At 48.6% G+C, this 17,834-nt stretch carries 17 protein-coding genes; 11 read left to right on the forward strand and 6 right to left on the reverse strand.

The window, feature by feature from the left end:
* The first annotated feature begins 30 nt into the window (after positions 1-30).
* From XMG48_RS03050 to XMG48_RS03065, 4 genes are read left to right on the forward strand one after another with little or no spacing between them, the layout of a single operon-like run.
* Positions 31-300, forward strand: coding sequence for a YeaC family protein (locus XMG48_RS03050; protein ID WP_173480573.1), 270 nt, complete (start codon positions 31-33; stop codon positions 298-300).
* Positions 293-1,135, forward strand: a complete 843-nt coding sequence (locus tag XMG48_RS03055; RefSeq protein WP_173480574.1) for a DUF2797 domain-containing protein — start codon at positions 293-295, stop codon at positions 1,133-1,135. The genes XMG48_RS03050 and XMG48_RS03055 overlap by 8 nt, the downstream gene beginning before the upstream one ends.
* A gap of 11 nt (positions 1,136-1,146) precedes the next feature.
* Positions 1,147-3,750 carry an aminopeptidase N gene (gene pepN, locus XMG48_RS03060; protein WP_173480760.1) on the forward strand — a complete coding sequence of 868 codons (2,604 nt, stop codon included), beginning with the start codon at positions 1,147-1,149 and terminating at the stop codon, positions 3,748-3,750.
* Positions 3,751-3,764: 14 nt separating this feature from the next.
* Complete coding sequence (locus XMG48_RS03065) at positions 3,765-4,151, forward strand: hypothetical protein (protein WP_173480575.1); 387 nt, start codon at positions 3,765-3,767, stop codon at positions 4,149-4,151.
* A gap of 43 nt (positions 4,152-4,194) precedes the next feature.
* Here XMG48_RS03065 and XMG48_RS03070 read toward each other — a convergent pair whose 3' ends face one another.
* The gene (locus XMG48_RS03070; RefSeq protein ID WP_173480576.1) at positions 4,195-5,808 is read right to left on the reverse strand and encodes a GMC family oxidoreductase; all 1,614 of its coding nucleotides are present in this window, start codon (positions 5,806-5,808) and stop codon (positions 4,195-4,197) included.
* Between the two features lie 116 nt (positions 5,809-5,924).
* On the opposite strand from XMG48_RS03070, the gene XMG48_RS03075 reads away from it, so the two are divergent.
* Complete coding sequence (locus XMG48_RS03075) at positions 5,925-6,821, forward strand: LysR family transcriptional regulator (protein WP_173480577.1); 897 nt, start codon at positions 5,925-5,927, stop codon at positions 6,819-6,821.
* Here the strand turns inward: XMG48_RS03075 and XMG48_RS03080 are convergent.
* Complete coding sequence (locus XMG48_RS03080) at positions 6,800-7,414, reverse strand: riboflavin synthase subunit alpha (protein ID WP_173480578.1); 615 nt, start codon at positions 7,412-7,414, stop codon at positions 6,800-6,802. The genes XMG48_RS03075 and XMG48_RS03080 overlap by 22 nt on opposite strands.
* A gap of 80 nt (positions 7,415-7,494) precedes the next feature.
* On the opposite strand from XMG48_RS03080, the gene XMG48_RS03085 reads away from it, so the two are divergent.
* Entirely contained in the window at positions 7,495-8,376 is an 882-nt protein-coding gene (locus tag XMG48_RS03085; RefSeq protein WP_173480579.1) for a TIGR01777 family oxidoreductase, read from the forward strand.
* A gap of 4 nt (positions 8,377-8,380) precedes the next feature.
* On the opposite strand, the gene XMG48_RS03090 is transcribed toward XMG48_RS03085, so the two are convergent.
* Positions 8,381-9,232 carry an ion channel gene (locus XMG48_RS03090; protein WP_173480580.1) on the reverse strand — a complete coding sequence of 284 codons (852 nt, stop codon included), beginning with the start codon at positions 9,230-9,232 and terminating at the stop codon, positions 8,381-8,383.
* 119 nt (positions 9,233-9,351) lie between these two features.
* Between XMG48_RS03090 and XMG48_RS03095 the strand changes: the two genes are divergently transcribed.
* The gene (locus tag XMG48_RS03095) at positions 9,352-10,389 is read left to right on the forward strand and encodes a quinone-dependent dihydroorotate dehydrogenase (protein ID WP_173480581.1); all 1,038 of its coding nucleotides are present in this window, start codon (positions 9,352-9,354) and stop codon (positions 10,387-10,389) included.
* Positions 10,390-10,416: 27 nt separating this feature from the next.
* Here XMG48_RS03095 and XMG48_RS03100 read toward each other — a convergent pair whose 3' ends face one another.
* On the reverse strand, positions 10,417-10,908 hold the full coding sequence (locus tag XMG48_RS03100) for a peptide-methionine (S)-S-oxide reductase (protein ID WP_173480582.1): 492 nt from the start codon (positions 10,906-10,908) through the stop codon (positions 10,417-10,419).
* A gap of 99 nt (positions 10,909-11,007) precedes the next feature.
* Entirely contained in the window at positions 11,008-11,214 is a 207-nt protein-coding gene (rmf, locus tag XMG48_RS03105) for a ribosome modulation factor (protein WP_173480583.1), read from the reverse strand.
* A 275-nt stretch (positions 11,215-11,489) separates the two neighbouring features.
* Between rmf and rlmKL the strand changes: the two genes are divergently transcribed.
* Together rlmKL and XMG48_RS03115 are read left to right on the forward strand one after the other, a co-directional pair.
* On the forward strand, positions 11,490-13,652 hold the full coding sequence (gene rlmKL / locus XMG48_RS03110) for a bifunctional 23S rRNA (guanine(2069)-N(7))-methyltransferase RlmK/23S rRNA (guanine(2445)-N(2))-methyltransferase RlmL (RefSeq protein WP_173480584.1): 2,163 nt from the start codon (positions 11,490-11,492) through the stop codon (positions 13,650-13,652).
* 244 nt (positions 13,653-13,896) lie between these two features.
* Positions 13,897-15,111 (forward strand): ammonium transporter, encoded by a 1,215-nt coding sequence (locus XMG48_RS03115; protein WP_173480585.1) that lies wholly within the window; start codon positions 13,897-13,899, stop codon positions 15,109-15,111.
* A 351-nt stretch (positions 15,112-15,462) separates the two neighbouring features.
* Here XMG48_RS03115 and XMG48_RS03120 read toward each other — a convergent pair whose 3' ends face one another.
* Complete coding sequence (locus XMG48_RS03120) at positions 15,463-15,945, reverse strand: peptidylprolyl isomerase (protein ID WP_173480586.1); 483 nt, start codon at positions 15,943-15,945, stop codon at positions 15,463-15,465.
* A gap of 326 nt (positions 15,946-16,271) precedes the next feature.
* On the opposite strand from XMG48_RS03120, the gene XMG48_RS03125 reads away from it, so the two are divergent.
* Both XMG48_RS03125 and XMG48_RS03130 read left to right on the forward strand, forming a co-directional pair.
* Positions 16,272-16,826 (forward strand): glutathione peroxidase, encoded by a 555-nt coding sequence (locus XMG48_RS03125; protein ID WP_217363604.1) that lies wholly within the window; start codon positions 16,272-16,274, stop codon positions 16,824-16,826.
* Positions 16,827-16,833: 7 nt separating this feature from the next.
* Entirely contained in the window at positions 16,834-17,823 is a 990-nt protein-coding gene (locus tag XMG48_RS03130; RefSeq protein WP_173480588.1) for an NAD(P)/FAD-dependent oxidoreductase, read from the forward strand.
* Positions 17,824-17,834: the final 11 nt, after the last annotated feature.

Below are 17,834 nucleotides of genomic sequence, written 5' to 3' on the forward strand. Positions count from 1 at the left end.
CGCTTGAAATTTGAATGAATGGGTAGCGGTTTGAATTACGAAAAAATGATCGAAACCATGACGCCTGATGTCTATCAGGCGCTCAAAGTGGCCGTTGAAATTGGTAAATGGCCCAATGGTGAAAAACTATCTCCTGAACAGCGTGAGACCAGTATGCGTGCGGTCATTGCCTATGAGGTGGCGCGTGATATTCCAGAGGATCAGCGTGTAGGTTTCATCGATCGTACTCGTCCTGATGGAAAACAGCATGGTTCGGATCCAATGCAGCCTGACGTGTTGAGAATCCTAACCGATGACTAATGACGCTTTATCGCTGCGAGCAGAGGGTATATTGGAGAAGATGCGAGTGCATCTCGACTCTCCTGTCCGTTATGAGCTATCCCTGAACGGCGAGGCTGGTCCGTTAGTGAATGATTTTATTGGCCAACCCATTCGCCTTGAATACATCGGACAAATCAACTGCCTCTCCTGTGGTCGTAAATCCAATAAAAGTTTCAATCAAGGTTTCTGTTACCCCTGTTTCAAAAAACTTCCGGGCTGTGACACCTGTATCGTTAAGCCTGAAACCTGTCACTTTGCCGAAGGAACCTGTCGTGATGAAAGCTGGGGTTTGAAGAACTGTTTTGCCCCACACATCGTCTATCTAGCCAACTCTTCGGGGCTCAAGGTGGGAATTACTCGCAAAACCCAGATCCCGACTCGCTGGATTGATCAGGGTGCTGTGCAAGCACTTCCGATTATGGAGGTCGATAACCGCCTGCAGTCAGGTCTTGTTGAAACGATATTTGCTAAACAGGTGGCCGATAAAACCAATTGGCGTGCCATGTTGAAAGGCGATGTTCTGCCTCTTGATCTGAAACAGGAGCGCGATCGTCTGTTTGAACTCTGTGATGAGCCCTTGCAACAGCTCATCAGTGCTCAATCTGGCGATGCGATCCGTAAGCTTGATGCAGAGGTCGTTAAAATTAACTTCCCAGTGCGTAACCACCCTGCCAAGGTAACCAGTTTTAACTTTGATAAAACGCCCGTTGTAGAGGGCATCCTAGAAGGGGTTAAAGGCCAGTACCTCATGTTAGATACGGGCGTGATCAACCTGCGCAAGTTTGGCGCCTACAACATTAAATTTTTCGCGTGATTGGAGAGACAATCTTGAGTGCACAACCCAACACAATTTATCTAAAAGATTATCGTGTTCCTGAATTTTTGATCGATTCAGTAGCGCTTCGTTTTGAGTTGGATGAAGAGGAGACGTTAGTCTTTGCGACGTTGCAGATGCGTCGTAACCCCGACTCTCATCTTCGCAATGCCCCTCTGATTTTAAATGGCGATAAAGACCTTCAGCTCAAACGAATCTGCATTAATGACCAACAGGTGCCTGAAGGCGAGTATAAGGTCACGGATGAATCACTGACGATTGCGGTTGTTCCTGATCAATTTACCTTGCAAACGCTCTGTTGCATTCAGCCACAGCTGAACACTGCATTGGAGGGTCTCTACCGTTCGGATGGTGTCTTCTGTACCCAATGTGAGGCAGAGGGCTTTAGACGCATCACTTATTACCTTGATCGCCCTGATGTGATGTCCCTGTTTGAGACAACCATCATTGCTGATCCCGAACAGTATCCCGTGTTGCTATCCAACGGTAACGCCGTTGATAAAGGGGTCACTGATGACGGACGTCACTGGGTTACTTGGCAGGATCCACACCCCAAACCCGCCTACCTATTTGCTTTAGTGGCGGGTGATTTAAGCTGCATTGAAGATCAGTTCACAACAGCCTCTGGACGTGAAGTTCAGCTGCAAATTTTTGCTGAACCTAAAGATCACGACAAGCTTGCCTATGCGATGGACTCCCTAAAGAGATCGATGCGCTGGGATGAAGAGGTGTATGGCCGTGAGTACGATCTTGATATCTACATGATCGTGGCCGTCGACTTCTTCAACATGGGTGCGATGGAGAATAAAGGGCTCAATATCTTCAACACCAGTTGTGTATTAGCCAGTCAAAAGACCACAACAGATCTTGGGTTTCAGCGAGTAGAGGCGGTGGTTGCTCATGAGTACTTCCATAACTGGTCAGGCAACCGTGTCACCTGTCGTGACTGGTTCCAGTTAAGTCTTAAAGAGGGCTTTACCGTCTTTCGTGATGCGGAGTTCTCGGCCGATATGAACTCGCGAACCGTGAAGCGAATCGAAGATGTGACACTGCTGCGAACGGCACAATTTGCTGAAGACGCTGGCCCCATAGCGCATGCGGTGAGACCGGAATCGTTTATCGAGATCTCAAACTTTTACACGCTGACCGTCTATGAGAAAGGCGCAGAAGTGGTGCGCATGATCCATCAGCTTTTGGGTGAAGAGACCTTCAGAAAAGGTACGGATCTCTACTTTGATCGTCATGATGGCCAGGCCGTTACGACGGATGACTTTGTGGCCGCGATGGAAGAGGCTTCAGGGCGCGACTTAACACAGTTTAAACGCTGGTATTCCCAAGCAGGTACTCCTGTGGTTGAGGTCTCTGATCAGTGGGATGCTGCATCAGGAACCTACCAGCTGACCTTTAAACAGAGCTGCCCAAGCACTCCAGGTCAAGATCATAAAGCACCCTTCCATATGCCCATCCGTTTTGGACTGCTCACACAGGAGGGGACGGAACTCTCTTCAGGTGTTTTGGAACTTACGGAAGAGGTACAGAGCATTAGTTTCGAAGGCCTTTCTGAACAGCCAACTCCGTCTCTGCTTCGCGGCTTCTCAGCACCGATTAAGTTGCGTTTTAACTACACGGATGAGCAACTGCTGCATCTGATGCGTTTTGATACTGACGGCTTTAACCGTTGGGAGTCGGGACAGCGCTACTTAGTGAACAAACTGCAAGCAGGCATTGCGGGTGCGGCGGTCGAACCCAACTCAGCGCTTTTAGATGCTTGGCGAGCGTTACTGGAAGATGAGTCTTTAGATGAGGCGATGCTGGCTAAGTTATGCACTTTGCCAAGCGAGGCTTATCTGAGTGAATTGGCTGAGGTCATTGACGTTGAAGCAATTCACGCGACTCGTAAAGCCTTTGTTAAAGCCCTAGGCAAAGCCCTAGCACCAGAGTGGTTGGCAGTCTATCAGCGTTGCACCTCTAAAGAGGCTTACCAACCAACTGCAGATCAAGTGGCTAAGCGCAGTCTGAAAAATTTAGCCTTGAGTTACCTGATCGCGGCTAACTATGAAGGCGCCATTGAGTTAGCAATGGAGCAGTTCAACAGCGCTGACAATATGACGGATCAACAGTCTGCACTGGCGGCACTGGTTCACTCTGAAGATGCCCAAGCAGCTAAACAGGCGCTTGCGGCATTCAAGCAGCAGTGGTCAGGTGAAGCGCTGGTGATGAACAGTTGGTTCTCACTGCAGGCCTGTGACTCCAAAGAGGGCGCTCTGGATCGAGTTAAAGCACTTGAAAACGATGAGCTATTTGATGCAAAAAACCCCAATAAACTGCGCAGTCTGATTGGTGCTTTTGCCAGTGCAAACCCAGTTCAATTCCATGCGCCGGATGGCTCGGGTTACCAATACTTGGCTGATTGGATCATTCGCTTGAATGAACAGAACCCTCAAATTGCATCGCGAATGTTAACGCCTTTAACTCGCTGGAAGCGCTATACTAGTGATAAGCAAAAGTTAATGAGAGCTCAACTGGAACGCATCATGAAGCAGAAGGCGCTGTCGCCCGATGTTTATGAAGTCGTCAGTAAGAGCTTGGTGTAATAGGAGTCATCGGTATGGCTATCTCTATCGATTCTGCGATTAAGTTTGATCTGCAACAGAACTACCGTCGTTACCTGAACTTTCTAGATCAGTACGGGGCTGAAAACGATGCACTGAAAAATGCGCGAAGCTCTAAGGTCTGGATTGTTGCATTGGTGCTACTGATTTTCGCTCTAGCCTCTGATTTCTTCTTAGGCGCGAGTGCTGCTCTGTTTGGTATCTTCTTCTATCGAGTCGTGATGGCTTGGTTGGAGGTGAGAAAAGCGGAAGAGGAGCGTGAACAGGCAGAACGCTGGTTCTCGACTAAGGGGTTTAAGTTCGAAGGACGCGTACTCTTCTTCAAAGAGGACGAAATGCTGGAAGAGCCTGTAGATCCTTTTGATGAGCGAATCTACAAATAGTCTCAATCCCAAAGGGGCAGATCATTGATCTGCCCCTTTTAGTTTAAGCGTTATCCTCAAGGATCATGTCAGACGCTTTCTCTGCAATCATAGTGATCGGTGCATGAGTATTACCCGAGGTAAGGGTTGGCATCACTGAACCATCCACTACGCGCAGACCGTCAATGCCGTGCACTCTCAATCGCGCATCCACAACGGACATCTCATCACTGCCCATTTTTGCGGTGCCGACCGGGTGGAATATTGTTGTACCGACATCACCTGCGGCCTTCGCGAGCTCTTCATCCGATTGAAACTGTGCGCCCGGTTTTAACTCAATTGGATTAAATTCACGTAAACGCTGAGTCGCCATTAGCTTGCGAGCGTGGCGTAAGCTATCTGCTGCAACCTTGCGATCGCCGTCCGTCGAAAGGTAGTTCGGTTTAATTGCTGGCGGAACATTAGGATCGGTCGATTGAATATGACAGGTACCGCGGCTCTCTGGACGCAGGTTACAGACCGAGACGGTGATAGCCGGAAACTCGTGCAGATCCTCACCGAATTTCTCAAGCGATAGAGGTTGAACGTGATACTCAATGTTCGCCGTAGCATGCTCATCCGAGGATTTAGTAAAGATACCGAGCTGACTGGGGGCCATTGACATTGGGCCTGAACGTTTTAAGAAGTATTCAGCCGCAATTTGCGCTTTACCCAACAGGGTTGACTGCCACTCATTCAGAGTTTTTGTGTTTTCAACGGTGTAGATGGTTCGCAACTGTAGGTGGTCCTGTAGGTTTTCACCGACACCAGGGAGCTCGTGCACCATCTCGATTTTGTGCTCCGCTAAAACCTTGGCAGGGCCAATGCCAGAAAGCTGTAGAATTTGTGGCGAATTGATCGCACCGGCACTGAGCAGTAGCTCTTTATCGGTCGTTACGCTCGCAACTTGCCCGTTAACGATGAGATCAGCACCCACAACGCGTCGGTTTTCAATACGCAGCTTGGTGACTTGAGCGTGAGTCATAATGGTGAGATTAGGACGTGCTTTAACGGGGTTGATAAAGGCTTTGCGTGCATTCCAGCGAATGCCATTTTTTTGGTTAACTGGGAAATAACCTGAACCCTCATTATCACCACGGTTGAAGTCTGAGGTTTTCGGTACATCAACCTCTTCAGCCGCCTCTCGAACGGCTTCTAGAATCGGCCAGCTCAAGCGCTGCTCTTGAACGAACAGTTCCCCTTTATCATTGTGGAACTCATCAGCGGGTTGGTAGTGTCGTTCAGAGCGTTTGAAATAAGGAAGAACCTCTTGCCAGCTCCAGCCTTGATTGCCTAATGATGCCCACTCATCATAGTCACGCTCTTGCCCACGCATGTAGATCATGCCGTTAATCGAAGAGCAGCCCCCCATTACTTTACCGCGAGGGTAGATAAGTGAACGACCATTAAGCCCCTCTTCGGCATCGGTTGAGAAACACCAGTCAGTTTTTGGGTTGCCTATACAGTAGAGGTAACCCACTGGAACATGTACCCAAAACTGGTTGTCACTGCCACCCGCTTCAAGCAGAAGCACACGAGTATTTGGATCTTGACTCAAACGGTTGGCTAATACACAGCCGGCAGACCCAGCGCCAACGATGACGTAATCGTAAGTTCCAAGATCTTTGACAGTAGACATGGCGTTATCCTTTCTATGCTTATTAGTGTGTGCACCATCTTATGATTATTTGTGCAGTAATTTTTGATTATTTTGCTGGTTTGTTGTGCTAAATTGCACAGATGATGGATGATAAATTGAATTGGAACGATCTGCGTTACTTTCTCGAGGTCGCTCGCGCGGGTCGTTATTTGACTGCAGCAAAACGAATGGGCGTGAACCATACAACGGTGTCGCGTCGAATAGCCGCTCTTGAAGATGCGTTGCAAACCCCACTGTTTGAGGCGGATGATAAAGGCTTGCACCTCACTCCGGCCGGTGAAGCTGTTTTGCCTCTGGCTCAACAGTGTGAAGACATTACTGTCTTGACCAAAGAGAGAGCGGCTTCAGATCAGCGATCCCTATCCGGGAACCTAAGAATTGGGGCGCCAGATGGTTTGGGAAACCTCTTTATAGCAAATCAATTAACCCATTTTGTCCATCGTAACCCTGATCTAAACCTACGCTTGGTACCCGTTCCACAGAGCCTTAACTTGATGAAGCGTGAGGTGGACATAGCGATCACATTGGAGCCCTCTGAGAGGCGGGATATTCATTGTAAGAAACTGACGGACTACCAGCTTTTTCTCTATGTAGGTCGTGAGTATCTGCAGAATAATTCCGTAGATTTAGAGGATATTGAATCGGTTAAACAGCACCCGTTTGCCGGTTATATTCCCGATATACTCTACACTGAGCAGTTAGGGTTTAACCGATTGATCGATGACCAACTGATTGAGCGCTTTCAGGGGGCAACCGTGATGTCCCAATTCCAGTTTATTGCTAATGGTGGAGGGTTTGGGGTGTTACCCCATTATATGGTGCAAGATGACCCGCGTTTTGTTCAGGTTCTGCCAAAGGAGATTAGCTTTATACGAAGCTACTGGCTGCTGACGCCTCTAGAGCTGAGGCGTCGCGCCAATGTTCGTTCTATCTCAACTGAGTTAGAGCAGTTAATCGCGCAGCACAGAGATCAGTTTTTGCCGCGCTCCTGAAGGTATCGTTCGACCGTATCGACAATCGCTTGCGTTTGAGGGTCGATCTCTAGGTTGATCAGATCACCTACCTTAGCTTTGCCAAACAGTGTGCGCTCCAAGGTTTCTGGGATTAGCCAAACAGAGAAACGGTCATCCGTTACTTGCGTCATCGTCAAACTACAGCCATTCAGTCCGACAAACCCTTTATCCAATAGATAGGGTGCCCATTGGCTCGGACGATCAAACTCAACTCGGCAATTGGTCTCTGTCTTTTCGATCGCTGTTATCGCTACTCGGTCGCAAATATGGCCCGACATTAGGTGCCCACCAATCTCATCGCCAATCTTAGCGGCACGTTCAAAATTGACCAGTGACCCGACCTGCAAATCGCCAAGGTTGGTCAGTTCTAGTGTCGATTGGATCGCATCAAACTTGGCTCTGTTACCTTCAAATGAGGTAATCGTTAAACAAGTACCATTAAGTCCGACACTGGCTCCGATCTGGAAGTTATCACAACAGTTTTCCGGGAACTCAAGCTGCAATGTCATAAAATTATCGGCTGGGGTGAGGGCAGTGACTGTCGCCACACCTTGAACAATACCAGTAAACATTATCGATTCTTCCTTTAGCTTTAGCAGTCCGAACGCTAGCATGGGACGTAGATAAAGCAAACAGTTAAGGGTTTAACAGCATGCACATTCTTTTGACAGGCGGTACAGGGTTTATTGGTGATGCAGTCGCTAGAGCGCTCGTCGCTCGAGGTGACCGAGTCACTCTATTGATACACAAACGATCCTCGAAAGTGGCCGGTGTTCAAACAATCTCAAATTTGTCTGACTTGAACACCGCTGTCGATGCCATTGTCAATTTAGCAGGCTTACCGATCGCTGATAAACCTTGGACTCACTCGCGAAAAGTGGCCCTGCGTGCCAGTCGTGAAGGAGTTACGGGGCAGTTAGTGCGTTGGATTGCTCAACAAGAGGTTAAACCCAAGGTGCTAGTCAGTGGCTCAGCGATCGGTTTTTACGGGGCGACTCGCAGTAATCAGACGCTTTCTGAGGCGGATCAACCTCTGGTTCAAGACTTCTCCAGTGAGCTTTGCAAAAGCTGGGAGAACATTGCCTTAAGTGCTGAACAAGAGGGTGTCAGAGTGGCGCTACTGAGAACAGGCATCGTGCTTGGTAAGGGTGGCGCCCTGAAGAAGATGCTACCTGCCTTTAAACTGGGCTTAGGTGGTCGCATTGTCGACGGCCAGCAGATGATGTCCTGGATTCATCTAGACGATCAGGTCAACGCCATTCTATTTTTGATTGATAACCCAGATGCGAGTGGGCCTTTCAACTTGACCGCACCTAACCCAGTTTCCAACCAAGTCTTTACAGAGGAGCTTGGCAGAGTCTTGAAGCGTCCAACCTTTTTCCCAATGCCAGCTTTTATGCCCAAGTTGATGCTTGGCAAAGAGGGGGCTGCACTGCTGACTGAAGGGGTGGCTGTGATTCCTGCGAAGTTGACTCAGCACGGATTTGATTTCAAATACCCTTCACTGGATCAAGCATTAACCGCTGTTATCTAATCCTTTAATCTTTGGGTGAGCGCTTTTCAGACTCGAGCGTTTGAATCTGCTCCAACGAAGTCACCGCTTTATTGAGGTTTTGTTCTATTCGCTCTAAACGAGCTTCAAGCATCTGAAGGCGTCGCACCATAGCGTCTTCCCGGTCATTTTTCTCCTCTTCATCTTTTTCGATAAAAAAGACAGAGAAACTAGCGGTCAGCATTGAAAAGATCGCGATGCCAACCAAAATCAGAAGCATGCCAACGATACGACCCTCAAGGGTGGTTGGAACAAGGTCGCCGTAGCCGACGGTTGTCATCGTGACCCAAGCCCACCAGAAGCCATCGATCGGGTTTTTAAACGCCGGATCCAGTCCAGAGATGAGGAAGGCGGCTAGGATCAGAAATCCCAGTGCGATCGCCAGAGTTACTCCAAGGTTATGCCGGCCCAACACCGAGCGAAGGTCGCTAGATAGGCGTGTGAATATACTGGCAAAAATCAGCAATCTCAGCGATCTTAAGACGCCACTTTGTAAGCCTAAAGCGTTCAATAAAATCGGTATTCCGGTTAGCACGATGACCAGACTCATCCAGTTGCCTTTTAGGTATCGTAGTCTGTTGTCTACCAACGCCAACATAACCACAAGATCTAAGGCAAAAAAGCCCCAGATCACCCAGTCGTTGAGACCGATAATGGCGAGCTGTTCGTGATGGTTTGTGGTTTGAAAATACCAGTCGATCAGTATCCAAAACGCCAGAAATAGGAGTGGCCACTCAAAGAGTCGTCCCCACTGTTTGGCTCTATGGTTCTCACGGACATCAACGCCTTGGACCCCTAAAATGCCCATTAAACGGTTGTGCTTATTGTGCTGAGTCACCGGTTGATCTCCTGAATAGATAGATGAATATTATTTATGACACCGGTGACTTAAGCAAACTGTCATTCAGAATGACCACTCTGTATAATTCGCCCAACTAAAATTTCGATTGGATAATCATGTTATACGACCTAGCCCGCTCTTTGATGTTTCGCTTAGATGCCGAGAAGTCTCACGACCTTGCACTGAGCAGTATGAACTTGGCCGCCGATCTGGGTATGCCGAAGCTTCTTGGTGCGAAAATGGTGGAAGCACCAACAGAAGTCATGGGCATTCGTTTTCCAAACCCCGTTGGATTAGCGGCTGGTCTGGACAAGAATGCGGGTGCTATTAACGGTTTGGCGGCTATGGGTTTTGGTTTTGTTGAAGTCGGTACCGTGACTCCTCGTCCTCAACCGGGCAACCCTAAACCCCGTCTATTCCGCATACCTGAGCACAGCGCGATCATCAATCGCATGGGGTTTAATAACCTGGGTGTAGATCGACTGATCGAGAATGTTGAGGCGTCGAACTTTAAAGGCGTACTGGGTATCAACATTGGTAAGAACAAAGATACCCCTAATGAAAATGCGGCCGATGATTACCTTATCTGTTTGCGTAAGGTCTACCCCTACGCTACTTATATTACGGTTAACATCTCCTCCCCGAACACGCCGGGTCTTCGTGATCTTCAGCAGGGTGAGAGTCTCAACCTTCTTTTGGACATGCTGAAGAATGAACAGGCCCGCTTGGCAGGTATTCACGGCAAATACGTCCCGATCGCGATCAAAATTGCGCCCGACATGGATGAAGAGGGTTTCGTAACGACCGCTAATCTTCTCAAAACTTACGAGATGGATGGTGTGATTGCGACCAATACCACCATTGAACGAGGTGGTGTAGAGAGCTCTGAATTTGCAAAAGAGGCGGGTGGTTTGAGCGGTGCTCCAGTACGCAACCTATCGACTCGTGCGATCCAAATCTTGGCACGTGAGTTGGATGGTGCTTTGCCTATCATTGGTGCTGGTGGTATCACTGAAGGTTTTGACGCTGTCGAGAAGATCGAGGCGGGTGCTAGCTTGGTTCAGGTCTACACAGGCTTCATCTACCGTGGTCCTAAACTGATCACTGAAGCGGCTGAGGCGATTCGTGATCGTCGTTTGTTGGGACACCGTTAAGCTCAACGCTTTGACACTGAATAGCCGCTATCGATTAGCGGCTTTTTTGTATTTATAGAGCAGTGTTAGCGGGATGTGGCATAAACTATGATTCTCGGGATGACGTGTCAGTCGGTCCTGGTGCTCGTCATCACTTTTGACGTAGTTGGATAGGGGGAGTACCTCAATAGCCAGCTGTTTATAATCCTCGCGGCTTTTGAGTATTCGGTGTGCTTCGTCCAAGTGTTCGCGCTCTCGACTGTAGATCCCCGTTCTGTATTTGGGACCAATATCTTGGCCTTGTTGGTTGATGCTGTAGGGATCGATTATTTCAAACAAGCACTCGATCAGCTCGACTAGGGCTATCTGTTCAGGGTCGAAGTCGATCTGTACACACTCCGCATAGCCATCATACTCAACGTCTGTCCTGTTAGACGTGCCATTAGCTCGGCCTGCTTGCGTGGTGATGACGCCAGGAACATGCCTCATGAACTCTTGGACACCCCATAGGCAGCCCCCAGCAAAGTAAATCTGTTCCATTAGCCCTGCTCAAAATTGGTGTTTAACTGTGAAGGTGGGATCTTAAAACGAAAAAGGCTCCTATGGGTATCATTAGGAGCCTTACTTGATTAAATGTTGTTAGTGATAACTTGGATTGACCTGTATCGCTGAAACACCTGATTGGCCATTCCAGTGGGCTTCTCGCCCTTCGCGCCATCCTGTCATCCAGTGGCTGCGTAAGTCTGTCGTTGATACCGGACAATCTGACTGTGATTTACCCTCCAGTCCGGCAGTAAAACCGCGTTTGTATAGTGAATTGCTACGTTCTCGTTTCTGTCTTTTCATATATACGCCTCGTATTGAGTGAGTATCTGCTTTCGCAGTGATTTTTTGGCGACAACAATTGGTAGTCACAGCTTAGTAATAGACCAGATTGGCAATTTAAAGTAATTGTATTGCTCAATTTAAATTCCCCATCTAATAGATTTAACCTTTTCGCGTCAGCAGCAAAGTCGGCTGAATCAGTGACTTACAGATGAAGCGTAATGCTTTAAAATAGGGCCAATATAGCGGATGAAAATTTTTCATTTCATTCGGCGTTAACCAAATTGAGTGTTGAAATGAAATTATTCGTTACCTGCCCCAAGGGCGTTGAGTCTCTACTGCTAGCCGAGTTGAAGTCGATCGGTATAGAGGGGTTAAAAGAGACTCAAGCAGGGGTTCAGGTAGAGGGTGATCTTGCCACAGCCTACACGATCTGTTTGTGGTCACGTCTTGCAAACAGAGTACTGTTGCTATTGAAAGAGGCTGATGCGACTTCGACAGAAGCACTCTATAACGATATTAAGTCGATTAATTGGCTGGAGCACATCCGGGCTGAGGGGACTTTGGCCGTTGATTTTAACGGCCGTAATGAGTCGATCAATAACACCCACTTTGGCGCTCTTAAAGTGAAAGATGCGATTGTTGACTCCGTTCGTGAAGAGACCGGCAGTCGTCCCTCCGTTGCCAAACAGTACCCTGATCTGCGCATCAACGTTCATCTGCGCAAAACGACAGCTCAGGTAGCAATTGATCTGTCCGGTGAGAGTCTGCACCGCCGTGGATACCGACTTCAAACCGGTGCTGCGCCGCTTAAAGAGAACCTTGCAGTAGCGCTATTGATGCGTGCGGGTTGGCCCAATCAAGGTGACTTTAAACAGCTAGTTGATCCTATGTGTGGTTCTGGAACCTTAATCACTGAAGCTGCATTGATGATGGCGGATATTGCGCCGGGTCTGTTACGTCGTCGCTGGGGCTTTGATCGTTGGTGCCAACACCAGCCGTCTATCTGGCAAGAGATCTACCAAGATGCAAAACAGCGCCGTGAAGCAGGGCTAAACAGAGAGGGTTACCCTCGTCTAACTGGTTTTGATGCCGATTCAAATGTTCTGCAGCGTGCAAACAACAACGCTCAAGCCTTAGGTGTCGAGTCACTCGTCCATTTTGAACGTTGTGATCTGGCTAGCTTGTCACTTCCATCACCAGAAGATAAAGGGTTGTTAATTACTAACCCCCCTTATGGTGAACGATTGGGTGATCGTTCAAGCCTAAGATTTTTGTATAGCCAGCTGGGTGATTTCTTAAAAGCCCAAGCGCATCACTGGCGTGTGGGGGTGTTTACTTCGAACCCTGAGCTTGGCAAGGTGATGGGTCTGCGTGCAGACAAGCTCTACAAGCTCTTTAATGGCGCACTGCCCAGTCAATTACTGCTATTTACCGTCTACCCGCAGGAGGGTGTGCCGCAAAACAGTGCAGATTCCGATTCGGATGTTGTGCACCAAGATAGTGCACCCCTGTCTGAAGGGGCGCTGATGTTAGAGAACCGACTTAAGAAAAACCTTAAACAGCTCTCTAAGTGGGTGAAACGTGAGTCAATCGAGGCATACCGAGTCTATGACGCTGATTTGCCAGAGTACGCGGTCGCAATCGATCGATACGCTGATCAGATTGTGGTTCAGGAGTATGCGCCGCCTGCGAAAGTCGATCCTGTAAAGGCCTTTAAGCGACTTCAAGATGTGATGGCCGTTGTAGGAAGAGTGTTTGCTTTGGGCACAGACTCGATTGTATTGAAACAACGCAAGCGTCAGCAGGGCAGCGATCAGTATCAACGACAGACCGAACAGGGTGAGACGCTGACGGTACAAGAGCATGGCTGTCTGTTCGAGGTCAACCTAAGAGATTACCTAGATACAGGTCTTTTCCTAGACCATCGTCCTGTTAGGCAACAGATTCAGTCTCTCGCTAAGGGTAAACGTTTCCTAAATCTTTTCTGTTACACCGCTACCGCCAGTGTCCATGCGGCTGCCGGTGGTGCGATCAGCACGACCAGTGTCGATATGTCGGCAACCTACCTCGATTGGGCCCGACGCAATTTTGAACTGAACAAACTGGATGCTAAACGTGCTGATTTCGTTCAAGCGGACTGTATCCAGTGGCTTGATCGCCCTCGTTCAGAGACCTTCGATCTCATCTTTATGGATCCACCGACCTTCTCTAACTCTAAGAGAATGACTGACATCCTAGATGTGCAGCGTGATCACGTCATGCTGATTAAAGGGGCAATGGCGTTGCTTGAACCCGGTGGTCTTCTGATCTTTTCAAATAACTATCGTCGTTTTAAGTTGGACTACGAGCAGCTCGACGCTTTTGAGATTGTGGATACATCTCATCGTACGATTGATCCTGATTTCAAACGTAACTCGAAGATTCACTACAGCTTTGAGATCCGCCATAAGGCATAAAATTCGTTTAATGCCCAAAGTTGGTACGTTACTTGCTAACTAATGCACAGTCTTGCAGCACGGAGTTTGCTGAAAGTGAGTGATTAGTTTTTAAGTTATTGAAAGTAGATAGAAAAAACATTTTATCTTTTTTTATTAAGCCGTCTAAAACTCATCGCATAGTCATTAAATGCACCAAAAGTGTGCATGAAATATAGAGCTGCACCCTATATGTGCATTTCTAAGCAATTTGAGGAGATTAAGGGTGGAAACGATCAACAGTGCCGTTGAAACACTGGTACAAAGTTCCAATACACTATTCATTTTGATGGGTGCCATCATGGTATTCGCGATGCATGCTGGCTTCGCATTCCTTGAGGTAGGTACTGTCCGTCATAAAAACCAGGTCAACGCACTGGTTAAGATCATGACCGACTTCGGTTTCTCTGCAGTGGTCTACTTCTTTGTTGGCTACTGGATTGCCTACGACGTCACCTTCTTTGCCGATGCAGCCACTTTAGCGGAAGGTAACGGCTATGAGTTGGTGAAATTCTTCTTCCTAATGACCTTTGCGGCAGCGATTCCTGCAATTATCTCGGGTGGTGTGGCTGAGCGTGCTCGCTTCTACCCAATGCTTATCGCAGCTGCACTCTGTGTGGGTCTAGTCTACCCGTTCTTCGAGGGCATCATCTGGAACGGTAACTACGGTTTCCAGGGCTGGCTTGAAGAGACCTTTGGTGCAGGCTTCCACGACTTCGCTGGTTCTGTCGTAGTCCACGGTGTCGGTGGTTGGATCGGCCTAGCGGCTGTTTTGGTTCTAGGTTCACGTAAAGGTCGTTACCGTAACGATCGTGTTGTGGCGTTCCCACCATCAAACATTCCATTCCTCGCTCTAGGTGCATGGATCCTATGTATCGGTTGGTTCGGCTTCAACGTGATGTCGGCTCAAACACTGGACGGTATCTCTGGTCTGGTTGCAGTCAACAGCTTGATGGCAATGGTCGGCGGCATCATCGTTGCGACCCTTCTTGGTAAGAACGACCCAGGCTTCATTCACAACGGTCCGCTTGCGGGTCTTGTTGCGATCTGTGCTGGTTCTGACGTTCTACACCCAATGGGCTCGCTGTTTGTAGGTGGTATTGCCGGTGCACTATTTGTTTGGCTGTTCACACTGGCTCAGAATAAGTGGAAGATCGATGACGTACTGGGTGTATGGCCTCTACACGGTCTATGTGGCGCCTGGGGTGGTATTGCAGCAGGTATCTTCGGTAGCCAAGCACTAGGCGGTCTTGGTGGCGTAAGCCTAGGTGCTCAGGTTGTGGGTACTCTTGCAGGTATCGCAGTGGCCTTGATCGGTGGCTTCCTGGTTTACGGTATTGTGAATGCAGTAGCGGGCATCCGTCTGGATGAAGAGGACGAGTTCCGTGGTGCGGATCTAAGTATTCACCGTATCGAAGCCACTTCGGATGATCGCAAATAAGCGATTGATCCCGTTGCTCTAGGGAACCTGCGAATAAGTCCATGGCATCTCAGGCTTACAGTCGAATTCATCATCAAGGCGTGGTTTCGAAGGCCTAGCGGGCTAAGTCAAGAAAGCGCAACACAGAGGGTGGATTTGACTGTAAGCCCCCAAGGGCGTGGCCTGCAATATGCATCTACGGCGTTGCTCCTCTTGCTAAGGGCTACGGCCATTAGCGGCGAGAAGCGCCTTGTATCTGCACATTTCAGGTCTCGCTGAGATACTATGGACTTGTTCGCAGGTTCCCTTGCAACAATCACAAAAAAGCCGAGTTATTTAACTCGGCTTTTTTAATGTTAGATCGATGGTGGATTAGTGGTGGTGACCGCCAGCTCCATGAACATGACCGTGCTCAACTTCTTCAGCGGTTGCTTCACGTACTTCAACCACTTCAACATCAAAGTTGAGCGTTTCACCAGCAAGCTGGTGGTTGCCATCAAGAGTGATCTGGTCGCCTTCAACTTTAACAACGGTTACAGGCTGCTCCCCCCAAGGTGTTTGAGCCATAAACTGCATGCCAACATCGATATCATCAACGCCCTGGAACGCACTGCGATCAACTTCTTGGATCAATTCATCACGAATCTCGCCATAGCCTTCAGCCGGTTCAACGGTAACCTGAAGTGCATCACCAACCGCTTTGCCAGTTAGGGCGTTTTCTAGACCGGGAATGATGTTTTGAGCACCTTGTAGGTAGACAAGAGGATCCTGTCCTACAGAGCTATCAATCGTCTCGCCCAGAGCATTGGTAAGAGTGTAGTGAATAGAGACAACAGTTTTGTCAGCGATTTGCATCTTTCTCTCCTTATATTGGAGATGCAGACCATTAGTGAATCGCAGTGCTCCGTGAATGTAGGCGACTATGCTAACAAACTACAAGGGCAGGTTGTAGGGTAAATCACCGATGACTAAGAGCCGATGACAGGCTGAAGCCAGTCACGGTTACTCCGTAGATAGTTCAAAGCACCGGTGACAGTAATTTGCTCCTGCAATTACCGCATACAGCACATCCGTGTACTTAACAGGTTTCAACCTGTCATCCTCTGTATCGGTCATCCGAAACCTCTATCTGAGCGTAAATATTGAAGTAAAAATCAACACCGAGGCGCACAATGAAGCTTATGAAAATATTAACCCTACTGGCAGCCGTTTTTGGCTTTAAAACAGCCTCAGCTGATACTTGCACTAACGTGCTGAATCATACCGTTCGTGAGCTAGCCGGTGAAAAAGAGGTCAACCTCTGCGAAGAGTACAAAGACAAAGTGGTCTTGATCGTCAATACAGCCAGTAAGTGTGGTTTTACCGGGCAGTATGAAGGTCTTGAAGCGATGCATGCTAAGTACAAAGACCAAGGCTTTGCAGTGTTAGGTTTCCCTAGCGGTGATTTCGCCAATCAGGAGTATCGTGAGGAGGGGCAGATCAGAGAGTTTTGTCGTTTAACTTACGGTGTTAAGTTCCCGATGTTTGAGAAGTCAGTGGTTCGTGGGGATCAAGCGAGCCCTCTATGGGCGGATTTGATTGCTGCGACAGGAACCGCCCCGAAATGGAATTTCTACAAGTACCTGATTGGCCGTGATGGTAAAGTCATTGATGTCTACTCAAGTGTCACATCGCCCGAAAACAGAGGCTTCATTAATACCGTTGAAAAGGCCATTGCGGTAGAGCCCAATTCATAGGATCAATATGCCAAGGATAGCTATTATCGGCGCTGGTTTAGCCGGTGCTACACTCGCCAATAGACTGACCACTTCAGGTTTTACTGTTGATCTGTTTGAGAAATCACGAGGAACGGGTGGGCGTTTAGCCTCTTCTCGCGTGGGTCAACTCTCTGCTGATCTAGGTGCTCCCTATCTAGATGGCTGTTCCAGCGAGTTTGAGCGTTTCTTAAATGCCTATGTCGACACCGGTGTGATTGAGACCTGGAGTACCACGCGCTCGGATTTTAGCCTCACACAACATGAGTCCGTTGAGTACAAGATCGGCGCGGGTCGTAACAGTCTGTTTACTCGTGAACTTCTCAAAGGTACTACTCTCCACACTGAAACCCGTATAGGTGTCGTGTGGAGCGATAAGCAGGGTGTACTGATTCGAGATGATCAAGGTGAACTGATCGACTATTTTGATGCGGTAGTTGTTGCCGCGCCCGCGCCACAGGCGGTGCCACTTCTTGAAACCTCACCACGCTTTGCTCATCGCGCTGAGCAAGCAGCAACCTCAGCCAATTGGATTGCACTGTTTCAGTTAGAGACGCGACCATCGCGCTTAGACGGAGTCTCTGTGATTGAGGGAGAGCATCCAGAGTTCTACCGTATCGTGGTCGAGAGTGACAAACCTGGCCGAGAGGGGCTGTTGGTTCGAGTTGAAATGCGTGAATCTTGGAGCGAATCACACATTGATGATGATCGGGGGGCTCTGCTGAAAAAAATAGAGGGCTTATTGTCTGATTGGCTGGGTGAATCGATAGAGCCTAGCGCCTCAAAAATTCACCGTTGGCTCTACAGTCGAACTCTGCAGAGTGCTCAATTAACGGAACCTTTGTGGGATGCTGAACTTTCGATTGGCGCCTGTGGAGACTGGATTAATGAGCCCGGTTTGGCAGGAGCTTGGAAGAGTGCCAATGAATTGGCCGATGTCATTATTGACTCTTATAGTACAAGCGGTAGTCTGTCCTAACACCCGCATAG

Source organism: Marinobacterium sp. xm-g-48, from assembly GCF_013282925.1.
Taxonomy (GTDB): Bacteria; Pseudomonadota; Gammaproteobacteria; order Pseudomonadales; family Balneatricaceae; genus Marinobacterium_E.

Bases quoted from the DNA above. Each gene is read 5' to 3' on its own strand.
- XMG48_RS03085 (WP_173480579.1), top strand. From the start codon at position 7,495: ATGCACATTCTTTTGACAGGCGGTACAGGGTTTATTGGTGATGCAGTC.
- XMG48_RS03095 (WP_173480581.1), top strand. From the start codon at position 9,352: ATGTTATACGACCTAGCCCGCTCTTTGATGTTTCGCTTAGATGCCGAG.
- XMG48_RS03080 (WP_173480578.1), bottom strand. From the start codon at position 7,414: ATGTTTACTGGTATTGTTCAAGGTGTGGCGACAGTCACTGCCCTCACC.
- XMG48_RS03120 (WP_173480586.1), bottom strand. From the start codon at position 15,945: ATGCAAATCGCTGACAAAACTGTTGTCTCTATTCACTACACTCTTACC.
- XMG48_RS03100 (WP_173480582.1), bottom strand. From the start codon at position 10,908: ATGGAACAGATTTACTTTGCTGGGGGCTGCCTATGGGGTGTCCAAGAG.
- XMG48_RS03055 (WP_173480574.1), top strand. From the start codon at position 293: ATGACTAATGACGCTTTATCGCTGCGAGCAGAGGGTATATTGGAGAAG.
- rlmKL (WP_173480584.1), top strand. From the start codon at position 11,490: ATGAAATTATTCGTTACCTGCCCCAAGGGCGTTGAGTCTCTACTGCTA.
- rmf (WP_173480583.1), bottom strand. From the start codon at position 11,214: ATGAAAAGACAGAAACGAGAACGTAGCAATTCACTATACAAACGCGGT.
- XMG48_RS03065 (WP_173480575.1), top strand. From the start codon at position 3,765: ATGGCTATCTCTATCGATTCTGCGATTAAGTTTGATCTGCAACAGAAC.
- XMG48_RS03130 (WP_173480588.1), top strand. From the start codon at position 16,834: ATGCCAAGGATAGCTATTATCGGCGCTGGTTTAGCCGGTGCTACACTC.
- XMG48_RS03070 (WP_173480576.1), bottom strand. From the start codon at position 5,808: ATGTCTACTGTCAAAGATCTTGGAACTTACGATTACGTCATCGTTGGC.
- XMG48_RS03125 (WP_217363604.1), top strand. From the start codon at position 16,272: ATGAAAATATTAACCCTACTGGCAGCCGTTTTTGGCTTTAAAACAGCC.